Here is a 15,546-nt window from a genome sequence, read left to right as displayed (position 1 = left end):
TGATCTCAACCCCAATCTCGATCCGCAAACCCGTTACTCGGACGGGCTCCTAGTTGTTAGTCGCGAGCACAAACTCCCGGGTACGCCCATTAACCGCTCGGGATGCTTGAGCTGTATGTTCGAGAGCGGCACGAGCGCTGTCAGCCAACACGAGCCACGCGCCAGCCATCAACATAACGTCCTTCAGCACGAGCCGGCCAGCGCCAGACAGGTACGGGAAGCCGTGCTGTGCGTCGCCCAACGCAGGCACCCAGGCCTCCGGCGTCGTCACCAGGAAAGACAAGGTCACAAACGGCGTCAGAAACGCGAGCGTGGCACCCACGAGACCCCAGCGGCGTGAAAAGAGACCGACAAGGGTCAGCAGGCCGATGCCGATCTCGACGGCGCCGAGCCCATCCGAGAACGCGTAGGTGTCGTTGTCAGTCTGCCAAGCGCGGTCGGTGGGCTTCAACTCACCTTCACGTGTCATGTGTTGAGCATACTGGTCGGGATGCTTGTAGAACATCGACAGTACCGGATTGTGGGCGACGAAAGGCGTGATGCTGTCAGCCTCATAAGGGGCGAACTTTACGCTACCGATCCAGAGGAAGACGATCGCGATTGCGACGCGCATCCCATGGATGCCGATGCGATTTGAGACTGGTCCTGACGCAAGCCCGAGGACCTGACGGATGTACGTGTTCATGACATGGCTCCTTGGTTGGTGAAGTTGGGCATGCGAAGCCGAGGTCTGCCGAGGTCCCGAGTACTGACGAACGGCTACTCAAAGCGGGACAGTTCGCAGCCCTGACAAATGCCAACTGCGCAGTGTGCGTCAGCACCAAGGGCAGAAGCGGCGTCCAGCGTTGCAGCGTGACGATGCCGCACTACTAGAGAATGTGGCACTGCTAGCCATGCACCATGATTTTTGAGAGCTCATCGCTGCGGGCGAGCCTCGGCGATGAAACCCGACAACACGACGCACGGCAGGCGCGCTTAGCCTGCTGTGCAGCCGTAATCTCAAGTGGACCCGCACCACGGACTCCGATCCCGCGCAGGCGCCAGAGCGCGGCGACTGTGGGTCGTTGCATTGCTTTGGAAAGCAGTAAGGACACTGCTTAATCGCGCGACAAACCGTTGGCCGGACCGCCGGCGTGGCTGCCGGAGTAGCGGTAGGCCGGTGCCGTCACCCGGTGCTGCACCGCCTGCGGCGTGCCGTTCGAGATCAGCGCGTCGGCGGGCCCGCCGGCGTGGGAGCCGGCATACTGGTAAGCTCCGGGAGAGAGCGATCCGGTGGTCAGGGTGATCTCCGAGAGCCGAGTGGTGCTGGACTGCCATGCCGGGACGTTGAAGGTATGCCCCCACGCATTGAAGGTGCCGGCATCCTGAGCCAGGGCGGAACCGGTCGTGCCAGCAAGGAGCGCGAGCGAGAAGAGCAGTGTGCGAGACATCTTTTGGATCCTCCATTGCAGATTGGCGGCCCTCAGGTCGAAGGCTGATGGAGGTATAATTGCTCTCATTCTGCTAGTTACATAGATAGACGTGGGTTTCGGGTGATTATACGTGCAACGGTCCTGCACATACCTTGGTATGCTGCTGCGCCGGGTTCATCCCCACGCCCGTAGCGGCGCGTTCAGGCTGGAGCAGTGACCCCTTCACGATGCCAGCCGCGCTGAGCCAATCGCTGACGAGTGATACAGGCCAGATGAAGCGCCCATGCGCGATCGACTTATTCAAGTCCTGCCCATCTGGTCGGTCTTCGAGCGGCGCACGATGACCCGTAGGCCGTCCGGGTGCTTGATCAAGTTGGCGATGTGGAGGGCGACCAGATCAGACCGGAAGGAGCCGAAGACTTCTTCTCCTCGAAGGTGTGCGAGCAGCCGGCGCCGGTGAGAGCGTCGCGCTGGAAGTCGAGGTTCTGGTCGGTGGTGGAGACGCGAGCGTAGCCGATGAGCATGTCAGGGTAGTGCCACAGGAGGGCATTCCTGGCAGTAGTTTTCCTGCCACATTTTCCTAACATCGGCGGCGTGACGGCGCTCTCGCGTCAAGCGCGTCAACTGAGGCGGGTCTCAGACGTGTAAGGAAAACGGTCGTTTTGTTGACAGCTCGACCTGAGCAGCGGAATGACCGCTCGGGGTGGATTTCCGCCGGTCCGCTTTCGAGCGACAATCTAGGGAAGCGGACGTCGCCGCCGCGCCTGTTTCCGACCCCGAGCAGGCCTTCACCCCATCGAGGCTCTCGACGGCCGCGCCGGCGGTCCAGCCAGGCCCGGGCAGGCGGATGCGCTTGGGCGGTGGCATCTCACCAGCATGTCCGCTTCGAGAGTGGAGGCAATCCGTCGAAAGACGGCCGGGATTGGCGCACAGCAGCCGCCAACGCCGGCCGGTCTCTGCCCATCAGGGGCTCACGACCACGTTGCCGACCACCCTCCCACTCTCCACGCATTCGTGCGCTTCCACGACAGCGTCGAGCGGGAACGTCGCTCCAATCGTGTGCTTCAAGCAGCCATCCGTCATCCATCGGGTCAGATCGGCGATCCCTCGCTGTCGGGCCTCTCGTGACAGCTCGTAGACGATGAAGAAGCGCACGGCCGCTCCGCTCAAGATCATCGGCCCGAACTCAAGGCACGCCTGCGGCGCGTTGGAGCCGTAGACCACGCACAGGCCATCCCGCGCCACGACCCGGGGTAGCAGGGCCGCGTTCCCTGCAATGTCCACCTCGACTACGCGATCAGCCCCACGCCCGCCTGTGAGGGCCACGATTCGCTCAGCCACATCCTCGCGCTTGTAGTCGATCACCTCGTCGGCACCGGCCTCGCTCGCATGCCGCGCCTTCTCAGGCGAGCTGACCGTGGCAATCACCCGCGCAGCTCCGAGCAGCTTCGCCATCTGAACGGCGTATAGTCCCACCGCACCGGCCCCGCCCGCGACGAGAACCGTCTGACCCTCGAGCGAGCCGTCCACCGTGACGGCCCGGTGCGCCGTTAAAGCTGGGATCCCAAGGCACGCTCCCGCCTCGAAGGAGATGGTCTCGGGAAGCGGCACCGCTTGTTCGGACGGGAGCGCGATCAGCTCGGCCGCCGTTCCGAACGGTCGCTTCCACTGACCATTCCAGATCCAGACCCGCTCGCCGACACGGACTGGATCCACGCCGGCGCCGACCTGGTCGATGATGCCGGCACCGTCGCTGTGCGGCACCACCCGGGGAGTGACCATCGGCCGGGAGCCCGACCGCGTCTTCCAGTCCGAGGGGTTCACGCCCGACGCATACACGCGCACTCGCACCTCGCCGGGCCCTGGCTGCGGGTCGGGCATGTCGCCGACCTGCAAGACCTCACCGGCCGGACCGTTACGCTCGTACCAGGCTGCTCTCATCGGCGTGGCGCTCCAAAGGTGTACAGCATAGGGCCGGACGCAGTCGCGGGGTAGAAGGTCCGCTCTCCACCGATTGTGTTGAAAAACTCGGGATGCAGCCGATGCGCGGTTCCACACCAGCTCGCGCGTAGAAAGATCTTCTGTACTGGCTCGCGCGGTCCGGCCCACATCGGCATGCCGAGCGCCGGAAAGAGACGAGTTTTCCTCACAGCGAGGTATGGGCGAGGCAACAGGCGCGGCCTCTGAGTTTTTCAACACAATCGGTCGCAAGCGGCCCCTCGTGGCATGTCTGTCGTACCTGGTTCCATACGCCGAGCTTATGCGAAGAGAGCGCAGCTCAGGGAGAGGGCGGAAGATCCCGTGCGCCTTGTGGACTAGAACGTGGGTTGGCGATCTCAGCCTCAACCGTACCGAGCGATCTCAGGGGCTTAGCGGCCGACGACGGCGGAAGAGGCATCCGCTTCAGTGCTCTACCGCCGCCGGCTGCTGATACCCCGGACGACCCGCAGATCAGCGCGAGCGGTTCAAGGCGGTCAAGTCGGTGGTCCTGAGCCCCCCAGCCTAAACTGGCATTCGGCACGAACCAGGGCTGGACATCAAACCAGCATCCGTTCCGGCACAGGGCGCCTCTCTGATGCTATTTAGTAGCGATCGGTTAGCCAAAAGCTACCAGGTAGCTAGCGGCTAGAGAGAATGCCCAATAGCTATCTGGTAGCTACCGCTAGCCGTTAGCTATCTGGTAGACATTCTGGTGTTCGCTTACACCGACCTACTCGCAGGAGCCGCCATGCCGGTCATCGCGTTTGCAAACCCCAAAGGAGGCGCTGGGAAGACGACCACGGCGCTACTCCTCGCGACAGAGCTCGCCGCGAAGGGGGCTGTTGTCACGGTCATCGATGCCGATCCGGAACGCTGGATTTCTCAATGGGCGAAGCTGCCGGGTAAGCCAGCAAACGTCACGATCATCGGTGAGGTAATAGAGGACACGATTGTCGACGTGATCGAAGCCGCAAGCCTTGCATCGCAGTTCGTGATCGTTGATCTTGAGGGGACCGCAAGCTTGATGGTGTCGAACTCCATCGGCATGGCCGACCTAGTCGTAATCCCGGTCCAGGGATCCTCAATGGACGCCAAGGGTGGCGCCAAGACCATTCGTTTGATCCGCAACCAGGAAAAGATGTCCCGCCGCAAAATCGCTCACGCTGTCGTCCTCACCCGGACAAGTGCAGCCGTCACCTCCCGCTCCCTGCGCAATGTTACTGAGCAGCTACAGGCCGGGGGCATAGAAATCTTCGCCACGCCGATCGTCGAGCGCGCAGCATTCCGGGATCTCTTTGATTATGGAGGTACCCTGGCGGACCTTAACGCATCGCAGGTCAGTAATCTCGACAAGGCTGTTCAGAATGCCCGTGAGTTCGTAGGCGAGGTCATCTCGAAGCTGAAGGCCGTGGCAACTGCCAAGCAGGCGGCATGATGAACGCGAAGGAGCGTCCCTCGCTGGGCTTCGGTGATGAGCTGGACGACTTCGACCCTGCTGCTTGGCCGAAGCCGACATCTGCCAGCCAAAAGCCAGAGCCTGAGATTACAAAAAAGTCGGCTGAGGTGGCGGGTTTCCGCAGTCGGGAACCCGCAAAGAGTGAGGTCGCCGATCAGCCGATACCAAGACAGCAGCGCCGTCGCCGTACTGGCCGCAACGTGCAGTTCAATATCAAAACAAGGCCTGAGGCGATCGAGGCGTTCACTCGTGTCGCAGATGCCATGGGCTGGGGCTTCGGTGAAGCGTTTGAGCGTGCGACAGAGCTGCTACAGCGGGAGCACACTATCAAGAAACCTTAGCTGGTAGCTAACTGGTAGCCTCGGATGGTAGAGAAGCGCATGAACGTGATTTCGCCGATGCCCAGCTTGGTCGAGCAGGAATTGCGGAACCAGCTTGCCGGGCTGCAGGGGCGCCTCGCGGTCGCCCAGGAGGGCCTGATTAGCATGGCGCACGTTGCCACCGGCATAGAGTGTGAGATCGCATCCGAGGCCGACCGAGGTCTCAGGTATGCCGACGCCCGACCCGCAGTCGCGTCGGCCAGACGAAAGGGCTTCCGGGACCGACGCAGGAAGCGAGTCTAACTAAGCAGGTGGCCGATGCATCAAGCTTGGCATTTAAAGATGGTGCCTGCCCGCCTGCCAGCAGAACGCCGGCTTCAGGAAACTTTGATGTGGCAGGCTGGGTGATAGCGGCCCATCCTCGACATAGCGTTGCGGCAATGACATGGTTGCTTCACCACTGAGGGCCCTGCCATGAGCAACGGCGCGCAACAAGCACAGCTCACCGTCAATCAGAAGGTTGTGAATTGGACGAAAGGCAATCTCGGCACGAAGATTGGGCGGGGCGAGTGCTGGGATTTAGGTGAGCAAGCACTTAAAAATGCGGGTGCTCAAACATCAAATGATCTTGGTCCAGTAGGAGAAGACACCGATTACATCTGGGGTGACTCTATCCCCTCCGTCAAAGATGTTAGACCCGGAGACATACTCCAAATTCGTGATCATGTCATTACAACTATAACTGTTACGAAGTACGTCTTTACTGACGGAACCAGCCTCGAAGAGACAAGAGAACATACAGCCCAGCGTGGCCATCATACTGCAATAGTAAGCTCGTCACCAGACTCCAATGGCGTGATCAGTACTTACGAGCAACATGTTAAGCCTAGAGGTGACGTTGTCCAGAGTCTTCGGCTTAACACACGCAGCATAGATCCAGTCACTACAACATCGAAGGGACAATACAAAAACCCAACGACAAAAAAATTGGAGCAGGCAAAAATTACTAAGACCGTAACTGTTACCGTTACTGGGAAGATTTGGCCTTATCGACCAAAATCGAAAACGTAATCATTTCTGAAAGTGCATTTAACCAGTCAGCGTCAAAATAGGCGCGCTTAGGCCGCCTATACCTTCGCTTGTGCTATCGCTGAAAGGAGTTGGCTGAGCCGCTCGGCCTGCTCCCGCCAAGCGTCCCGGTCGGCTCGTGCCTCACTCATCTGCGCCTTGAGGGACATGATCTCGCCGTCGATGGCGCCGGCGTCGTGCGCCATGCTGATCAGGTCCTCCTGGGCGACGGCGAGGCGCTCCCGCAGATCGGCAAGCTGATTGCGCAGCTCCAGCTCGAGCACGCTGGGCATGGGCGACATCATGTTCATGTGCCTCAGCCTGCCGGCCACTGGCATGGGAGATGCGGCAACGATCCCATCAGGCCGGATCCCAGTCCGGCTGATCCTTGACGAGCGAGGCGGCGAAATCTGCGAGTCGCATCGGCTCACCACTCGGGGATGAGATGCAGACGTTTCCGATCCCTTCCCGTTCCACGGTGCAGCCGGTCTCCACGGCGGTGGCAGCTGTGGCCCGCCTGAGCGTCAGCTTTCCAGCCGGCGTCTGGATGATGACCTGGAAGGTGTTCATGGCTCCTCTCGCCCTGCCGGAGGACGCCATCGTGGCTGGGCCGTTGTGGCATGGGCGGCGGCCCGGCGTGATAGGTGAGGTGGGATGCCGGGCCGCTACCGTTGCCGCCTCGGGACCTCCGGGGCGGCGACCTTCAGGCTGGCGCAGGATGGTTGACGAACTCGTAACAGCGTGGCCGCGCAGGCTCGTCCCGCACTACTCGCGCGCTTGGTCGCGGGGCAAGGAAACGTCCCGTTAACCAACACAGGTGACCCTGGCGGCATCCCGAGCCGCAGGTGTGATCATGATCCAGAGCCGCTCGATCAGCGTCGACGACCCTTCCGCTGCCTGCCCCGTATCTCCGGAGACGCTCGGCCGACTGCTTCGAGCCCAGCCTGACGCGATCGCCCAGATGACGGACGAACTCTCCGAGGCTGAGCGGGCGCGGCTCGCGGTCTACCTATACGGGCGCAGCCACACTCACGAACTGGGCCTCAGGATCGCGGCTACCTGCGAGGGCGCGGCGCTCCGGCGCGCGGCAGGTCTGGTCGGCAACACCCTCTACGAGCAGTCGCGCAAGCCCTACACGGCGCCGACGCACGGCACCGCTCAATCCGGTTCGAAGCGGAAGATCAGCCTCGGCGGGGCTCGCCTGAGTAGCTGAGGGAGCCGGAAGCTCGCTCCGCTGCTCCAGAGGCTGAGATTGGCCAGGGCGAGCGGCCTCGGCCGCCGAGCCGCAAGGTGAGACGCCACGTCGCTTGTAAGCCTGTCTGAGGCTGCTACACGGGCGCCCTCTCTCGCGGACGTACCCTTGTGGCGGTCCGGTTCCGCCTGCAGGCTGGATCGCGAGGGAGTTCGTGATGACGGGTTGGTGGCGGACCAGTTCTCCCCGCCGGCCTGTGAGGCTCAGTGGGCCGGGTGGTCACGAGAGGGTCGATGCAGCGGAGAACAGGAACCGCGACGCCGGCTGATGGCCCACATGATCTCTCGGCCGCGGGTTGGATCCTCACCCAGCCTGCAGGTTGCCGGCGGACTGCTTGCCGCTGCGCTTATCGGTTTCCACCTCGTAGGAGCACTTCTGGCCCTCGGCCAGATCGCGCAGGCCCGCCCGCTCGACGGCGGAGATGTGCACGAACACGTCCTTGCTGCCGTCGTCGGGCTGGATGAAGCCGTAGCCCTTGGTGGTGTTGAACCACTTCACCGTCCCGGTGCTCATGCGGTCGTCCTTCGCGAAAGGGGCAGGCACTGCTGCACCCTGGTGATGAACTCTGCGGATGAACAGCGTGGCGCCCCGGACCGAGATGTCACGGCAGGAGCGATAGGCAAGGTTTCGGCAACACCTGTTGCTGGGCCATTCACCGCGCTTTTTAGCTTGCGGTTCAAGGTTGCCCCGTATTGTGCCCTTATGACTTCAGGGCTGGGAGGCAGAACCTGAAGCAGCCGGGCAGAGACCCGGAGAGACAGAGATCAAGGCGGAGAAATGGCCTCGCCCGACCGGCCACGACCGGCGGCGGGGCCGTTTTCGTTAGACGGGGCAGCCTCACGGCTGGCGGGGCTTGCTCTGCCTCTTCGCGCCCCCTCGATTAGGCCGGATCGTTCTCTTTGGGGTCGAAAGGCTTGGCGCGCTCATTGTCGGGCGATTGCGCATCAGGGTCGAGGCGACCGTCAACGACGCTCTCACGCTTCTTGGTCTCATCGCGCTCGATCGCCGGATTGGGCGCCTGAGGTTGGCTGCTGTGGGTCGTGGTGTGAGTACCGCCAGTCTGCGGCTCCGGCACGTGCACTTCGCTGCTGCGCCGGCTCTCTTGGCCGTCCTCGCTCTCGGGCTTCTTGTCGGGCATCAGTGCCTCCATTCTCGGAGAGCAGCACATAGAGCCCCGGCAATTCAGGGCTACGGCGAGTTCACCGACCGGCTCGGGCAGCCATTAGCCAACGCACGTTGAACAGCCTGATGCCGCTGCCAGTTTGACGAACCGCTCCGCTCCGGCTCAGATGTCCGTTTAGGCGCTCGGCATCCGGTCGAGTCGCCAAGGAGACCACCGCCGCCGCAGTGAGACCCTGAAAAGCCAACGGCCCCGCTCCTTGCCGGGAGGGGGCCGTGGATCCGCCGAAGCGGTGTCGGGAACAATCTGCCCCCCGATATCGCCAGACGCTCCCTCGGGAGTCAAGTCGGAACGTCGTTTCCGGCAACGGTGGAGGCTTGTCTGTGGAACGGAGCGCTTGCCGGCGCCTCCGAACGATCTGCCGCGGCCCGACGAGGGCCGGGAACGATGCTTGTTGACCAGATCCGGGCGGCCATCACGGCCGCGCCCCGCATGAGGCTGCCGGACGTGGCAGCCGTGCTCTGGAAGGCTTACGGGGCGGGCCAGGTGACGGAAGCTGAGGCCGAGGAGCTGTCCGGCCTGATCGAGGCCAGGAAGGTGCTGCCGATCGCACCACAAGCCCCCAGGAAGCTCGTAGGCAGCCGTCCGCGGTCCGATGCCAGCATGGAGCGCCGGCGCCGCTGGGCGGCTTCAGGAAGGCTGCCACCCACCCTGGCCATGAAGTTCACGCCAGCCGAGCAGGCCGTGCTGGCCGTCGTTGCAGGCGAGGTGGCGAAGCGGGGGGACTGCCGGCTGCACATCGACCACATCGCGGCGCTGGCAGGCGTCAGCCGTTCTACCGTGAAGAATGCGATCCGGGAGGCGCGCCTGCTCGGGCTGCTGACCGTCGAGGAGCGCCAGCAGACAGCTTGGCGCAATCTCTCCAACGTGGTGCGGATCGTCTCCCGGGAGTGGCTGGCCTGGAACCGCCTCGCGCGCCGGCCGGTGTCCCTGGAGGGAGGGGTCAAATCCGTGACCGGCACGCATACTGAGAAGAGATACTCCTGTAAACTCAGCCCTTCGGAACCCTCAAGTAGCTGCCGGGGGGCAGGGTCGCAGGCTCGTCTATGGCACTTAGAGTGAGGGCCAGGGTTGGCAGGAGCGGTGGCTGCGGCAGCGTGGTGAGCTATGTCCCCTTATCATGCTGCCGACGGACCGTGTCCGCTGTGCCGAACAGGCGCGCACCACGGCTTTCGCCAGAGTCAAACCGTTATTGCAGCAGACTCCCAAGCTGTTCATCGCGTGGAGGCGCTTGCAGTAGCCCGCGGGTTGGTCATCTCGTGACTTCTGATGGACGACACGCGCCCGGATCTTAGATGCCGCCGCCTGGACCGCTGGGGAGATTGGTGGTGTCGATCAACGAACGGCTCGCGACCGAGGCACTCACACTGGCGACACGAGCCTTCCGCTCAAGCGAGCGGGATCTCAGTAGCTATGAGGCCGACCGCCTTCGCGAGCTGGTCGACGGCCTCGTGGCCGAGGGTGAGGAGAACCATCCTACCGCTGTGGCCATTCGCGCCCTGGTGCAGGCCGGCTACCGGCCTTGCTATGCCGTGGTTCAAGGCGTCGAGACCCTCTGGATCCAGGGCGAGCAATGAGATGTGAGCCGCCCTGCGTCAGCAAGGAGTACGAGGAGTACGGCCGCCCTGCCTGGGGGAGTACACAGAGCAGCCGCCCCTTCGCCGGTCGCTCAGCGATAGCCGCAGAAGCGCCGGGAACCCCAGCCGAAGCCGCACCGATCGTAGAACCCACCGAAGCGGTGGAAACGGTGGAAGCCACCGCCATGGAAGCCGTGGTGGAAGCCACCGCCGTGGAACCCACGTCCGCCAAAGCCACGTGCCTCGGCGGAGCCGGTGAGTGAGACGCTGGCCACAGCGGCCAGGAGAGCCGCGCCCAGAACCGTCTTGATCATGTCCTGCTCCTCTGTGTGTCAGGTGAGAGCAGGGTGCGCGCCGACGATGCAGTTCTCTGTGAGGCAAGTCACACAGGGGTGAGGTTACGGCAGGGGTCCGCTAGCCGGATGAGCCAAGGCTGTAGTCGCGCGAGCGATTTCGCATAAGCCGCAGTATGGAACGGATTACGGAACCTCCTGGAAGTCCTCAGAAGATCTTAACCGCGCCGCCGTGGCGCCCTCAGTTGAGGGCCAGTCTAACTGCTTCCCGCAGGGCCTCGCAAGCCGGTGGCTAGTCTGCCTTCCACCTAAGGTAGCCCCCAACGCCCGCAGTGGTCTCAAAGGGTGAGGCTGATATCCGTTCAAGAGCCTCTAGAATGGATAATAACCTCGGGCCTGCTCGGGCCTGAGCTAGGGGATGCCGAACGCCGGACACGCGTCTCGGCACGGAGGCAACGCCTTGGTCGGCATCCCCGACCACCCTTGCTGTGCGGCAGAGCCCATACCGACTACCGAGTGGTCGGGCGGCACGTGCTTTGGCCAGCGCGGCGGCGGTGACTGGATCGGGCTGCCGAGAGTAGAGGCGGGCGGTCGCAGCGGGGGGTCCCATGGCCGCAATCCCTCCCGCTCGCGTATGCTTGCCCCTAAGTAGGAGACTAGCGCCATGCCGAACGAAGCCCTGACCGTTCAACTCCTCCAGTGGATCGGCGACAAGCCGCGTGGCTACGCCGAGACAATGGATGCGTGGCGCACGTCCTGCCCCCGCCTGAGCATCTTCGAGGACGCCATGAGCGCAGGCTTGATCGAGCGCGTTTCCGGCGCCCGGCTTGCGGACGCTCAGATCCGTGTCACCGAGGCTGGACGGCAACACCTTCGCGCCCCAGAGACAGTCGCCTGATGCCCACTGAGCTTAAAGACTAGCGCCGCCCAAGCGGGACATGAGCAATCGGCACCCGCGCCAGAGCAAGGCAGATGCCTCTTCCGCCGTCGTCGGCCGCTAAGCCCCTGAGATCGCTCGGCACGGCTTCGGGCTCAGATTGCCTACCCATCTCTTGACCCATGATGCGCACGGGATCTGTGCGGCTTGACGGGGCAGAAGGTGTTGGCGGTCAACCTGCTGGAGACAACGAGCCTTTCTCGCGCTCGCCTGGGCTGACAGGCATCCGCGGACGCCGGGCTCCTGAGCCGAGGCGAGGAGCAGTCATGCTGACAGGATGCGCGAGCGTGGCGGCATCGGGTGCTTTGGTCGCGTCAGCCCAGCTGCTGCTCCGTGTGCTGCTTGCCCAGCGCATGCCGCCTCGTTGACGCGAGCGCCCCAGAACTCCGGTCCTCAGTCTGCGGCGCGGTAGAGCGACAGCTCACGGTGGAGGCGCTCGCACGTGACCCCCTCCGGCCGCCAAAACCGACACGCATCCAGCCAGCGCGCATCGCGCTCGGCCTCGATCGCCTCGCTCATCTCATCCGCCTCACAGGCGTCTAGGAGCGCGTTCTGTGTCACCCGCAGATCAGCCAGCACCTCGGCTCCGGACGGCAGCGGGTGTGGTAACTTGGTGAGCAGTGCCCGGAAGCCGCCCACGCAGGCCGCGTGCCGCAACACGACGCCCGGCGATCCCGGCCGTGCAAGCGCGGCCCCGCCCAGGCCGAGCCCTGGCGCCGAGGCCGGACACACCGCCGCGATTAGCAAGACGAGCCCGGCCGCGAAGGGTCTCGGAACAAAGGCAAGGCTCTGACCTGCGCCATCGCGGCGCCTCGGGTCGGTCCTCACGGCCAGCTCGCGAGCGCCAGCACCAGCGCGGTGGTGAGCACACCGCACAGGCTCGATCCGAGGCTCGCGAACGAGCCTGCCACCTCGTCGCTTTGCTCCCGCAGCTCGCGGGAGACCCGGAAATCAGGCCCGGACCTCGTGTGCGACCGCCACTTCGTCGTGCTGTCTACGGCGCTAGTTCGTGAGCTCCTGCGCGATGACAAGGGTCGCGAGCGTGGCGCCGACGAGGGCCGCGACGATGGGCAGGAGCTCGCGGCGCAGCAGGTCGGGGGAGGCCAGGGCTCACACGCCTCCGGCCCGAGCAACAGGCCGTGCCGGCTCAGGACCTCGCACAGCCCGAGGCACGGGAGGAGGCCCGCGGCAGCTTCCAGCATGTGGTGCTCCCCCAACTCCATTCACGCACGAGCCGACCAGGGAGACAGGTTGCGGATCAACCTGACCGACGAGGCTAATCAGCGATGCGGGGCACGTCCCCCTCCGATCGGGGGAGATCGCGTGCGGATGCCGCGGTGACTGTTGGATCGGCCTTGTGCATCCTGTTGTCACCGGCAGCTGCATGCTCGCGGAGAACTGCAGCGGCGTGCAGAAGCCTGGAGTTTACATGACAGTTGCCGAACTGGACAAGTTCTCTGATCTTGTCGGGCACATCTACGATGCCGCCCTCGACCCGCAGCACTGGCCCGTCGTGCTCGAACAATCCTGCCTCTACCTCAATGGTCTCTATACGACCTTGGCATCGCACGATATCATTAGCAGCACGCTTAACATGGAACTGAGTTGGGGCATCGAGCCGGGAAAGATCCGCGAATACATCGACCACTACATCCGCTACAACGAGTACATACCGATGGCGCAGGCGCTCGGCGCCGGCGAAACCGTCTGCATGTCCGAGGAGGCCGTCCTCTACGAGCGCTGGAAGCAGACGCCGCTCTACAGCGAGTGGGCCCGCTCGATCGGCCTCGTCGACGGGCTCCAGGTCACCCTCGACCGGCCGATCACCGGGTTCGCCTTGTTTGGCGTGGCCCGCCACGCGGACCAGGGCCTCGTCGACGAGACGGTCCGGCACCGGGCGATGCTGCTCTACCCGCACCTGCGGCGCTCGATCCTGATCGGGCGGGTGCTCGACCTGCACAAGGTCGAGGCGGCCGCGCTCGCCGACGCGCTCGACGGTCTAGAGGCCGGCTTCTTCCTGGTCGGGGCGCGGGCCCGGCTCATCCACGCGAACCGCGCCGGCTTCGCCATGCTGGGGCGGGGCAGCGCCGCGACGCGGCTCGGCGAGCGCCTGGCGCTCACGGACCCGCGTGCCGACGCAGCCTTGCGCACGGTGCTGCGGGCGGCGGAGAGCGGCGACCTCGCGGTCGGCAGCCAGGGGACGGCGATCCCCGTCGTGGCGGGGGACGCGGCCCACTACGTGGCCCACGTGCTGCCGCTCGGGACCGGTGCGCGGCGTCGGGCGCGGGCGCGCTACGACGCGACGGCGGCGGTGTTCGTGCGCCAAGCCGCGATAGCGCAGACCGCGGCGCTCGCCGCCCTGGTCCAGCTCTACGGCCTAACCCCCGCCGAAGAGCGGGTAGTACGCGGGATCGTGGAGGTTGGCGGAGTGCCCCAGGTGGCCGAGAGCTTCGGTGTGTCTGAGGCGACCGTGAAAAGTCATCTCAAGAGCATCTTTGAGAAGACGGGCGCGAAGCGCCAGGCTGATTTGGTCCGCTTGGTTGGCGAGATGGCGAGCCCACTTGCTGTTATATAACGCTTGGGCTTCAGATAACTTGCTGCTCGCCTATGGTCGGCCCTCGCGCCGGCGTCTCGCGCGGGTTGGGGAGGCCGGAGGTGGCGCCTCCGGCGAGGTCGCTCAGGTCCCGGCGCGCAGCGGCCGCAATCCGAAGGTGCACGCCGCCGAGAGGAGCGCCATGGCGACCATGTAGCCCGCCACCCAGGAGGCCGAGCCGTACTCGGCCAGCAGCGCCGTCGCGACCAGGGGCGAGAGCCCGCCGCCCAGGATCGGGCCGAGCTGCTGCACCAGCGAGAGGCCGCTGTAGCGGATGCGCGCCGGGAACAGCTCGGAGAAGTACGCGCCCTGCGCGCCGTAGACCGAGCCGTGGCCGATCGCCAGGCCGAGGGCGATCGCGAGCCAGACCAGCGAGGTCTGCCCGGTATCCAGCATCCGGAAGAACACGAGCGCTAGGACGGCCTGGAACAGCATGCCGCCGACATAGACGGCCCGGCGCCCGACCCGGTCCGACAGGGCCCCGAACAGCGGCAGCGTCAGGCACTCGAGCGCGCAGCCCACGAGGACGCCGTTCAGGATCGTCTGGCGGGGCAGCCCGAGCTTGGTCACGCAGTAGGTGATCACGAAGACCGCGTAGATGTTGAACAACCCGCTCTCGGCGACCTTGGCGCCGATGCCGAACAGGATGTTGCCCGAGTGGTGGCGGACCGCCTCGATCACCGGCACGCCGGCGCGGCCCTCCTCAGCCAGCACGCGCCGGAAGGCCGGCGTCTCCGAGACCTTGAAGCGGATGAAGAGGCCGATCCCGACGAGCACGATCGAGAACAGGAACGGGATCCGCCAGCCCCAGGCCAGGAAGTCGGCCTCGCTCATGGTGGTGGATAGCAGGCCGAGGAGCGCGATCGGGATCAGGAAGCCGGCCGGCACGCCGACGTGCACGAGGGAGCTGTAGAAGCCGCGCCGGTTGGCGGGGGCGTGCTCGACGGTCATCACCATGCCGCCGCCGTACTCGCCGCCGATCCCGATGCCCTGAAGCAGCCGTAGCACGATCAGGCAGATCGGGGCGAGCACGCCGACTTGGCCGTAGGTCGGCATGAGGCCGATCAGGAAGGTCCCGAGGCCCATGATCACCATGGTGAGCAGGAGGGCGGTCTTGCGGCCGACGCGGTCGCCGAAGTGGCCGAAGAGCACGCCGCCGAGCGGGCGAGCGCAGTAGCCCACGAAGAAGGTGGCGAAGGCGAGCAGCGAGCCGACCAGGGGGTCGCTGCTGGGGAAGAAGATCTTATTGAAGACGAGTGCGGTCGCGGTCGCGTAGAGGGTGAAGTCGTAATACTCGATCATGTTGCCGATGGCGCTCGCCACCGCGACCGTGCGGATGTCGTTCGACTCCTGCGGCTCGGTCGCCGCGCCGGCGCGGCTCGCCAATGTCCCGGGCCCGACGGCCTCATACGTCCTGCTCATGACGCTTCCTCCCTCGCTCTGACAGCTCACACGCGGAGCTTTATGTCCGTATAGCG

At 64.6% G+C, this 15,546-nt stretch carries 18 protein-coding genes and 1 pseudogene; 8 read left to right on the top strand and 11 right to left on the bottom strand.

Translation table 11 applies throughout. The annotated features are described in order from the left end of the window. Positions 1-49: 49 nt before the first annotated feature. The 4 genes and pseudogenes from rclC to DT057_RS22310 form a co-directional block, all read right to left on the bottom strand. Entirely contained in the window at positions 50-685 is a 636-nt protein-coding gene (rclC, locus tag DT057_RS22325) for a reactive chlorine resistance membrane protein RclC (RefSeq protein WP_128564308.1), read from the bottom strand. Positions 686-1,097: 412 nt separating this feature from the next. After that, the gene (locus DT057_RS22320; protein WP_128564307.1) at positions 1,098-1,430 is read right to left on the bottom strand and encodes a hypothetical protein; all 333 of its coding nucleotides are present in this window, start codon (positions 1,428-1,430) and stop codon (positions 1,098-1,100) included. Positions 1,431-1,828: 398 nt separating this feature from the next. Next, positions 1,829-1,936: pseudogene (locus DT057_RS22315) on the bottom strand (recombinase family protein); the annotation flags it as partial. Between the two features lie 439 nt (positions 1,937-2,375). After that, positions 2,376-3,353, bottom strand: coding sequence for an NADPH:quinone reductase (locus DT057_RS22310; protein ID WP_128564305.1), 978 nt, complete (start codon positions 3,351-3,353; stop codon positions 2,376-2,378). Positions 3,354-4,140: 787 nt separating this feature from the next. Between DT057_RS22310 and DT057_RS22305 the strand changes: the two genes are divergently transcribed. The 3 genes from DT057_RS22305 (at position 4,141) to DT057_RS22295 (ending at position 6,239) form a co-directional block, all read left to right on the top strand. Further along, positions 4,141-4,827, top strand: a complete 687-nt coding sequence (locus DT057_RS22305; RefSeq protein ID WP_128564304.1) for a ParA family protein — start codon at positions 4,141-4,143, stop codon at positions 4,825-4,827. After that, positions 4,824-5,189, top strand: a complete 366-nt coding sequence (locus tag DT057_RS22300) for a stability/partitioning determinant (protein ID WP_128564303.1) — start codon at positions 4,824-4,826, stop codon at positions 5,187-5,189. Before DT057_RS22305 ends, DT057_RS22300 begins: the two co-directional genes overlap by 4 nt. A gap of 453 nt (positions 5,190-5,642) precedes the next feature. Next, positions 5,643-6,239 (top strand): hypothetical protein, encoded by a 597-nt coding sequence (locus tag DT057_RS22295; RefSeq protein ID WP_128564302.1) that lies wholly within the window; start codon positions 5,643-5,645, stop codon positions 6,237-6,239. 56 nt (positions 6,240-6,295) lie between these two features. On the opposite strand, the gene DT057_RS22290 is transcribed toward DT057_RS22295, so the two are convergent. Further along, positions 6,296-6,529, bottom strand: coding sequence for a hypothetical protein (locus DT057_RS22290; protein WP_128564301.1), 234 nt, complete (start codon positions 6,527-6,529; stop codon positions 6,296-6,298). A gap of 67 nt (positions 6,530-6,596) precedes the next feature. Further along, positions 6,597-6,806: a hypothetical protein gene (locus DT057_RS22285; RefSeq protein WP_128564300.1), complete on the bottom strand. Its 210-nt coding sequence runs from the start codon at positions 6,804-6,806 to the stop codon at positions 6,597-6,599. 283 nt (positions 6,807-7,089) lie between these two features. Between DT057_RS22285 and DT057_RS22280 the strand changes: the two genes are divergently transcribed. After that, positions 7,090-7,449: a hypothetical protein gene (locus DT057_RS22280; protein ID WP_128564311.1), complete on the top strand. Its 360-nt coding sequence runs from the start codon at positions 7,090-7,092 to the stop codon at positions 7,447-7,449. A 342-nt stretch (positions 7,450-7,791) separates the two neighbouring features. Here DT057_RS22280 and DT057_RS22275 read toward each other — a convergent pair whose 3' ends face one another. Continuing rightward, a complete protein-coding gene (locus tag DT057_RS22275) occupies positions 7,792-8,001 on the bottom strand; it encodes a cold-shock protein (protein WP_128564310.1) in 210 nt (69 codons plus the stop codon). Positions 8,002-8,368: 367 nt separating this feature from the next. Next, positions 8,369-8,626: a hypothetical protein gene (locus tag DT057_RS22270; RefSeq protein ID WP_128564299.1), complete on the bottom strand. Its 258-nt coding sequence runs from the start codon at positions 8,624-8,626 to the stop codon at positions 8,369-8,371. 429 nt (positions 8,627-9,055) lie between these two features. On the opposite strand from DT057_RS22270, the gene DT057_RS22265 reads away from it, so the two are divergent. Both DT057_RS22265 and DT057_RS22260 read left to right on the top strand, forming a co-directional pair. Further along, positions 9,056-9,730, top strand: a complete 675-nt coding sequence (locus DT057_RS22265; RefSeq protein WP_128564298.1) for a helix-turn-helix domain-containing protein — start codon at positions 9,056-9,058, stop codon at positions 9,728-9,730. A 266-nt stretch (positions 9,731-9,996) separates the two neighbouring features. Further along, positions 9,997-10,245: a hypothetical protein gene (locus DT057_RS22260; protein ID WP_128564297.1), complete on the top strand. Its 249-nt coding sequence runs from the start codon at positions 9,997-9,999 to the stop codon at positions 10,243-10,245. A 92-nt stretch (positions 10,246-10,337) separates the two neighbouring features. On the opposite strand, the gene DT057_RS22255 is transcribed toward DT057_RS22260, so the two are convergent. Beyond that, a complete protein-coding gene (locus DT057_RS22255) occupies positions 10,338-10,559 on the bottom strand; it encodes a hypothetical protein (protein ID WP_128564296.1) in 222 nt (73 codons plus the stop codon). A 643-nt stretch (positions 10,560-11,202) separates the two neighbouring features. Here DT057_RS22255 and DT057_RS22250 point away from each other — a divergent pair. Continuing rightward, on the top strand, positions 11,203-11,436 hold the full coding sequence (locus DT057_RS22250) for a hypothetical protein (protein WP_128564295.1): 234 nt from the start codon (positions 11,203-11,205) through the stop codon (positions 11,434-11,436). A 432-nt stretch (positions 11,437-11,868) separates the two neighbouring features. On the opposite strand, the gene DT057_RS22245 is transcribed toward DT057_RS22250, so the two are convergent. Beyond that, entirely contained in the window at positions 11,869-12,054 is a 186-nt protein-coding gene (locus DT057_RS22245) for a hypothetical protein (protein WP_128564294.1), read from the bottom strand. An 850-nt stretch (positions 12,055-12,904) separates the two neighbouring features. Here DT057_RS22245 and DT057_RS22240 point away from each other — a divergent pair. Continuing rightward, positions 12,905-14,050, top strand: coding sequence for a helix-turn-helix transcriptional regulator (locus DT057_RS22240; protein ID WP_162501471.1), 1,146 nt, complete (start codon positions 12,905-12,907; stop codon positions 14,048-14,050). A gap of 102 nt (positions 14,051-14,152) precedes the next feature. On the opposite strand, the gene DT057_RS22235 is transcribed toward DT057_RS22240, so the two are convergent. After that, positions 14,153-15,490, bottom strand: a complete 1,338-nt coding sequence (locus DT057_RS22235; protein ID WP_128564292.1) for an MFS transporter — start codon at positions 15,488-15,490, stop codon at positions 14,153-14,155. Positions 15,491-15,546: the final 56 nt, after the last annotated feature.

It is taken from the genome of Methylobacterium crusticola (assembly GCF_003574465.1).
In the GTDB taxonomy this organism is placed as follows: domain Bacteria; phylum Pseudomonadota; class Alphaproteobacteria; order Rhizobiales; family Beijerinckiaceae; genus Methylobacterium; species Methylobacterium crusticola.
This window is presented reverse-complemented; position numbering and strand designations above follow the sequence as displayed.

Excerpts from the sequence above, each read along its gene's own strand:
- DT057_RS22265 (WP_128564298.1), top strand. The coding sequence starts at position 9,056 with ATGCTTGTTGACCAGATCCGGGCGGCCATCACGGCCGCGCCCCGCATG.
- DT057_RS22255 (WP_128564296.1), bottom strand. The coding sequence starts at position 10,559 with ATGATCAAGACGGTTCTGGGCGCGGCTCTCCTGGCCGCTGTGGCCAGC.
- DT057_RS22240 (WP_162501471.1), top strand. The coding sequence starts at position 12,905 with ATGACAGTTGCCGAACTGGACAAGTTCTCTGATCTTGTCGGGCACATC.
- DT057_RS22280 (WP_128564311.1), top strand. The coding sequence starts at position 7,090 with ATGATCCAGAGCCGCTCGATCAGCGTCGACGACCCTTCCGCTGCCTGC.
- DT057_RS22270 (WP_128564299.1), bottom strand. The coding sequence starts at position 8,626 with ATGCCCGACAAGAAGCCCGAGAGCGAGGACGGCCAAGAGAGCCGGCGC.
- DT057_RS22320 (WP_128564307.1), bottom strand. The coding sequence starts at position 1,430 with ATGTCTCGCACACTGCTCTTCTCGCTCGCGCTCCTTGCTGGCACGACC.
- DT057_RS22290 (WP_128564301.1), bottom strand. The coding sequence starts at position 6,529 with ATGCCCAGCGTGCTCGAGCTGGAGCTGCGCAATCAGCTTGCCGATCTG.
- DT057_RS22300 (WP_128564303.1), top strand. The coding sequence starts at position 4,824 with ATGATGAACGCGAAGGAGCGTCCCTCGCTGGGCTTCGGTGATGAGCTG.
- rclC (WP_128564308.1), bottom strand. The coding sequence starts at position 685 with ATGAACACGTACATCCGTCAGGTCCTCGGGCTTGCGTCAGGACCAGTC.
- DT057_RS22295 (WP_128564302.1), top strand. The coding sequence starts at position 5,643 with ATGAGCAACGGCGCGCAACAAGCACAGCTCACCGTCAATCAGAAGGTT.
- DT057_RS22250 (WP_128564295.1), top strand. The coding sequence starts at position 11,203 with ATGCCGAACGAAGCCCTGACCGTTCAACTCCTCCAGTGGATCGGCGAC.
- DT057_RS22305 (WP_128564304.1), top strand. The coding sequence starts at position 4,141 with ATGCCGGTCATCGCGTTTGCAAACCCCAAAGGAGGCGCTGGGAAGACG.
- DT057_RS22285 (WP_128564300.1), bottom strand. The coding sequence starts at position 6,806 with ATGAACACCTTCCAGGTCATCATCCAGACGCCGGCTGGAAAGCTGACG.
- DT057_RS22310 (WP_128564305.1), bottom strand. The coding sequence starts at position 3,353 with ATGAGAGCAGCCTGGTACGAGCGTAACGGTCCGGCCGGTGAGGTCTTG.
- DT057_RS22275 (WP_128564310.1), bottom strand. The coding sequence starts at position 8,001 with ATGAGCACCGGGACGGTGAAGTGGTTCAACACCACCAAGGGCTACGGC.
- DT057_RS22235 (WP_128564292.1), bottom strand. The coding sequence starts at position 15,490 with ATGAGCAGGACGTATGAGGCCGTCGGGCCCGGGACATTGGCGAGCCGC.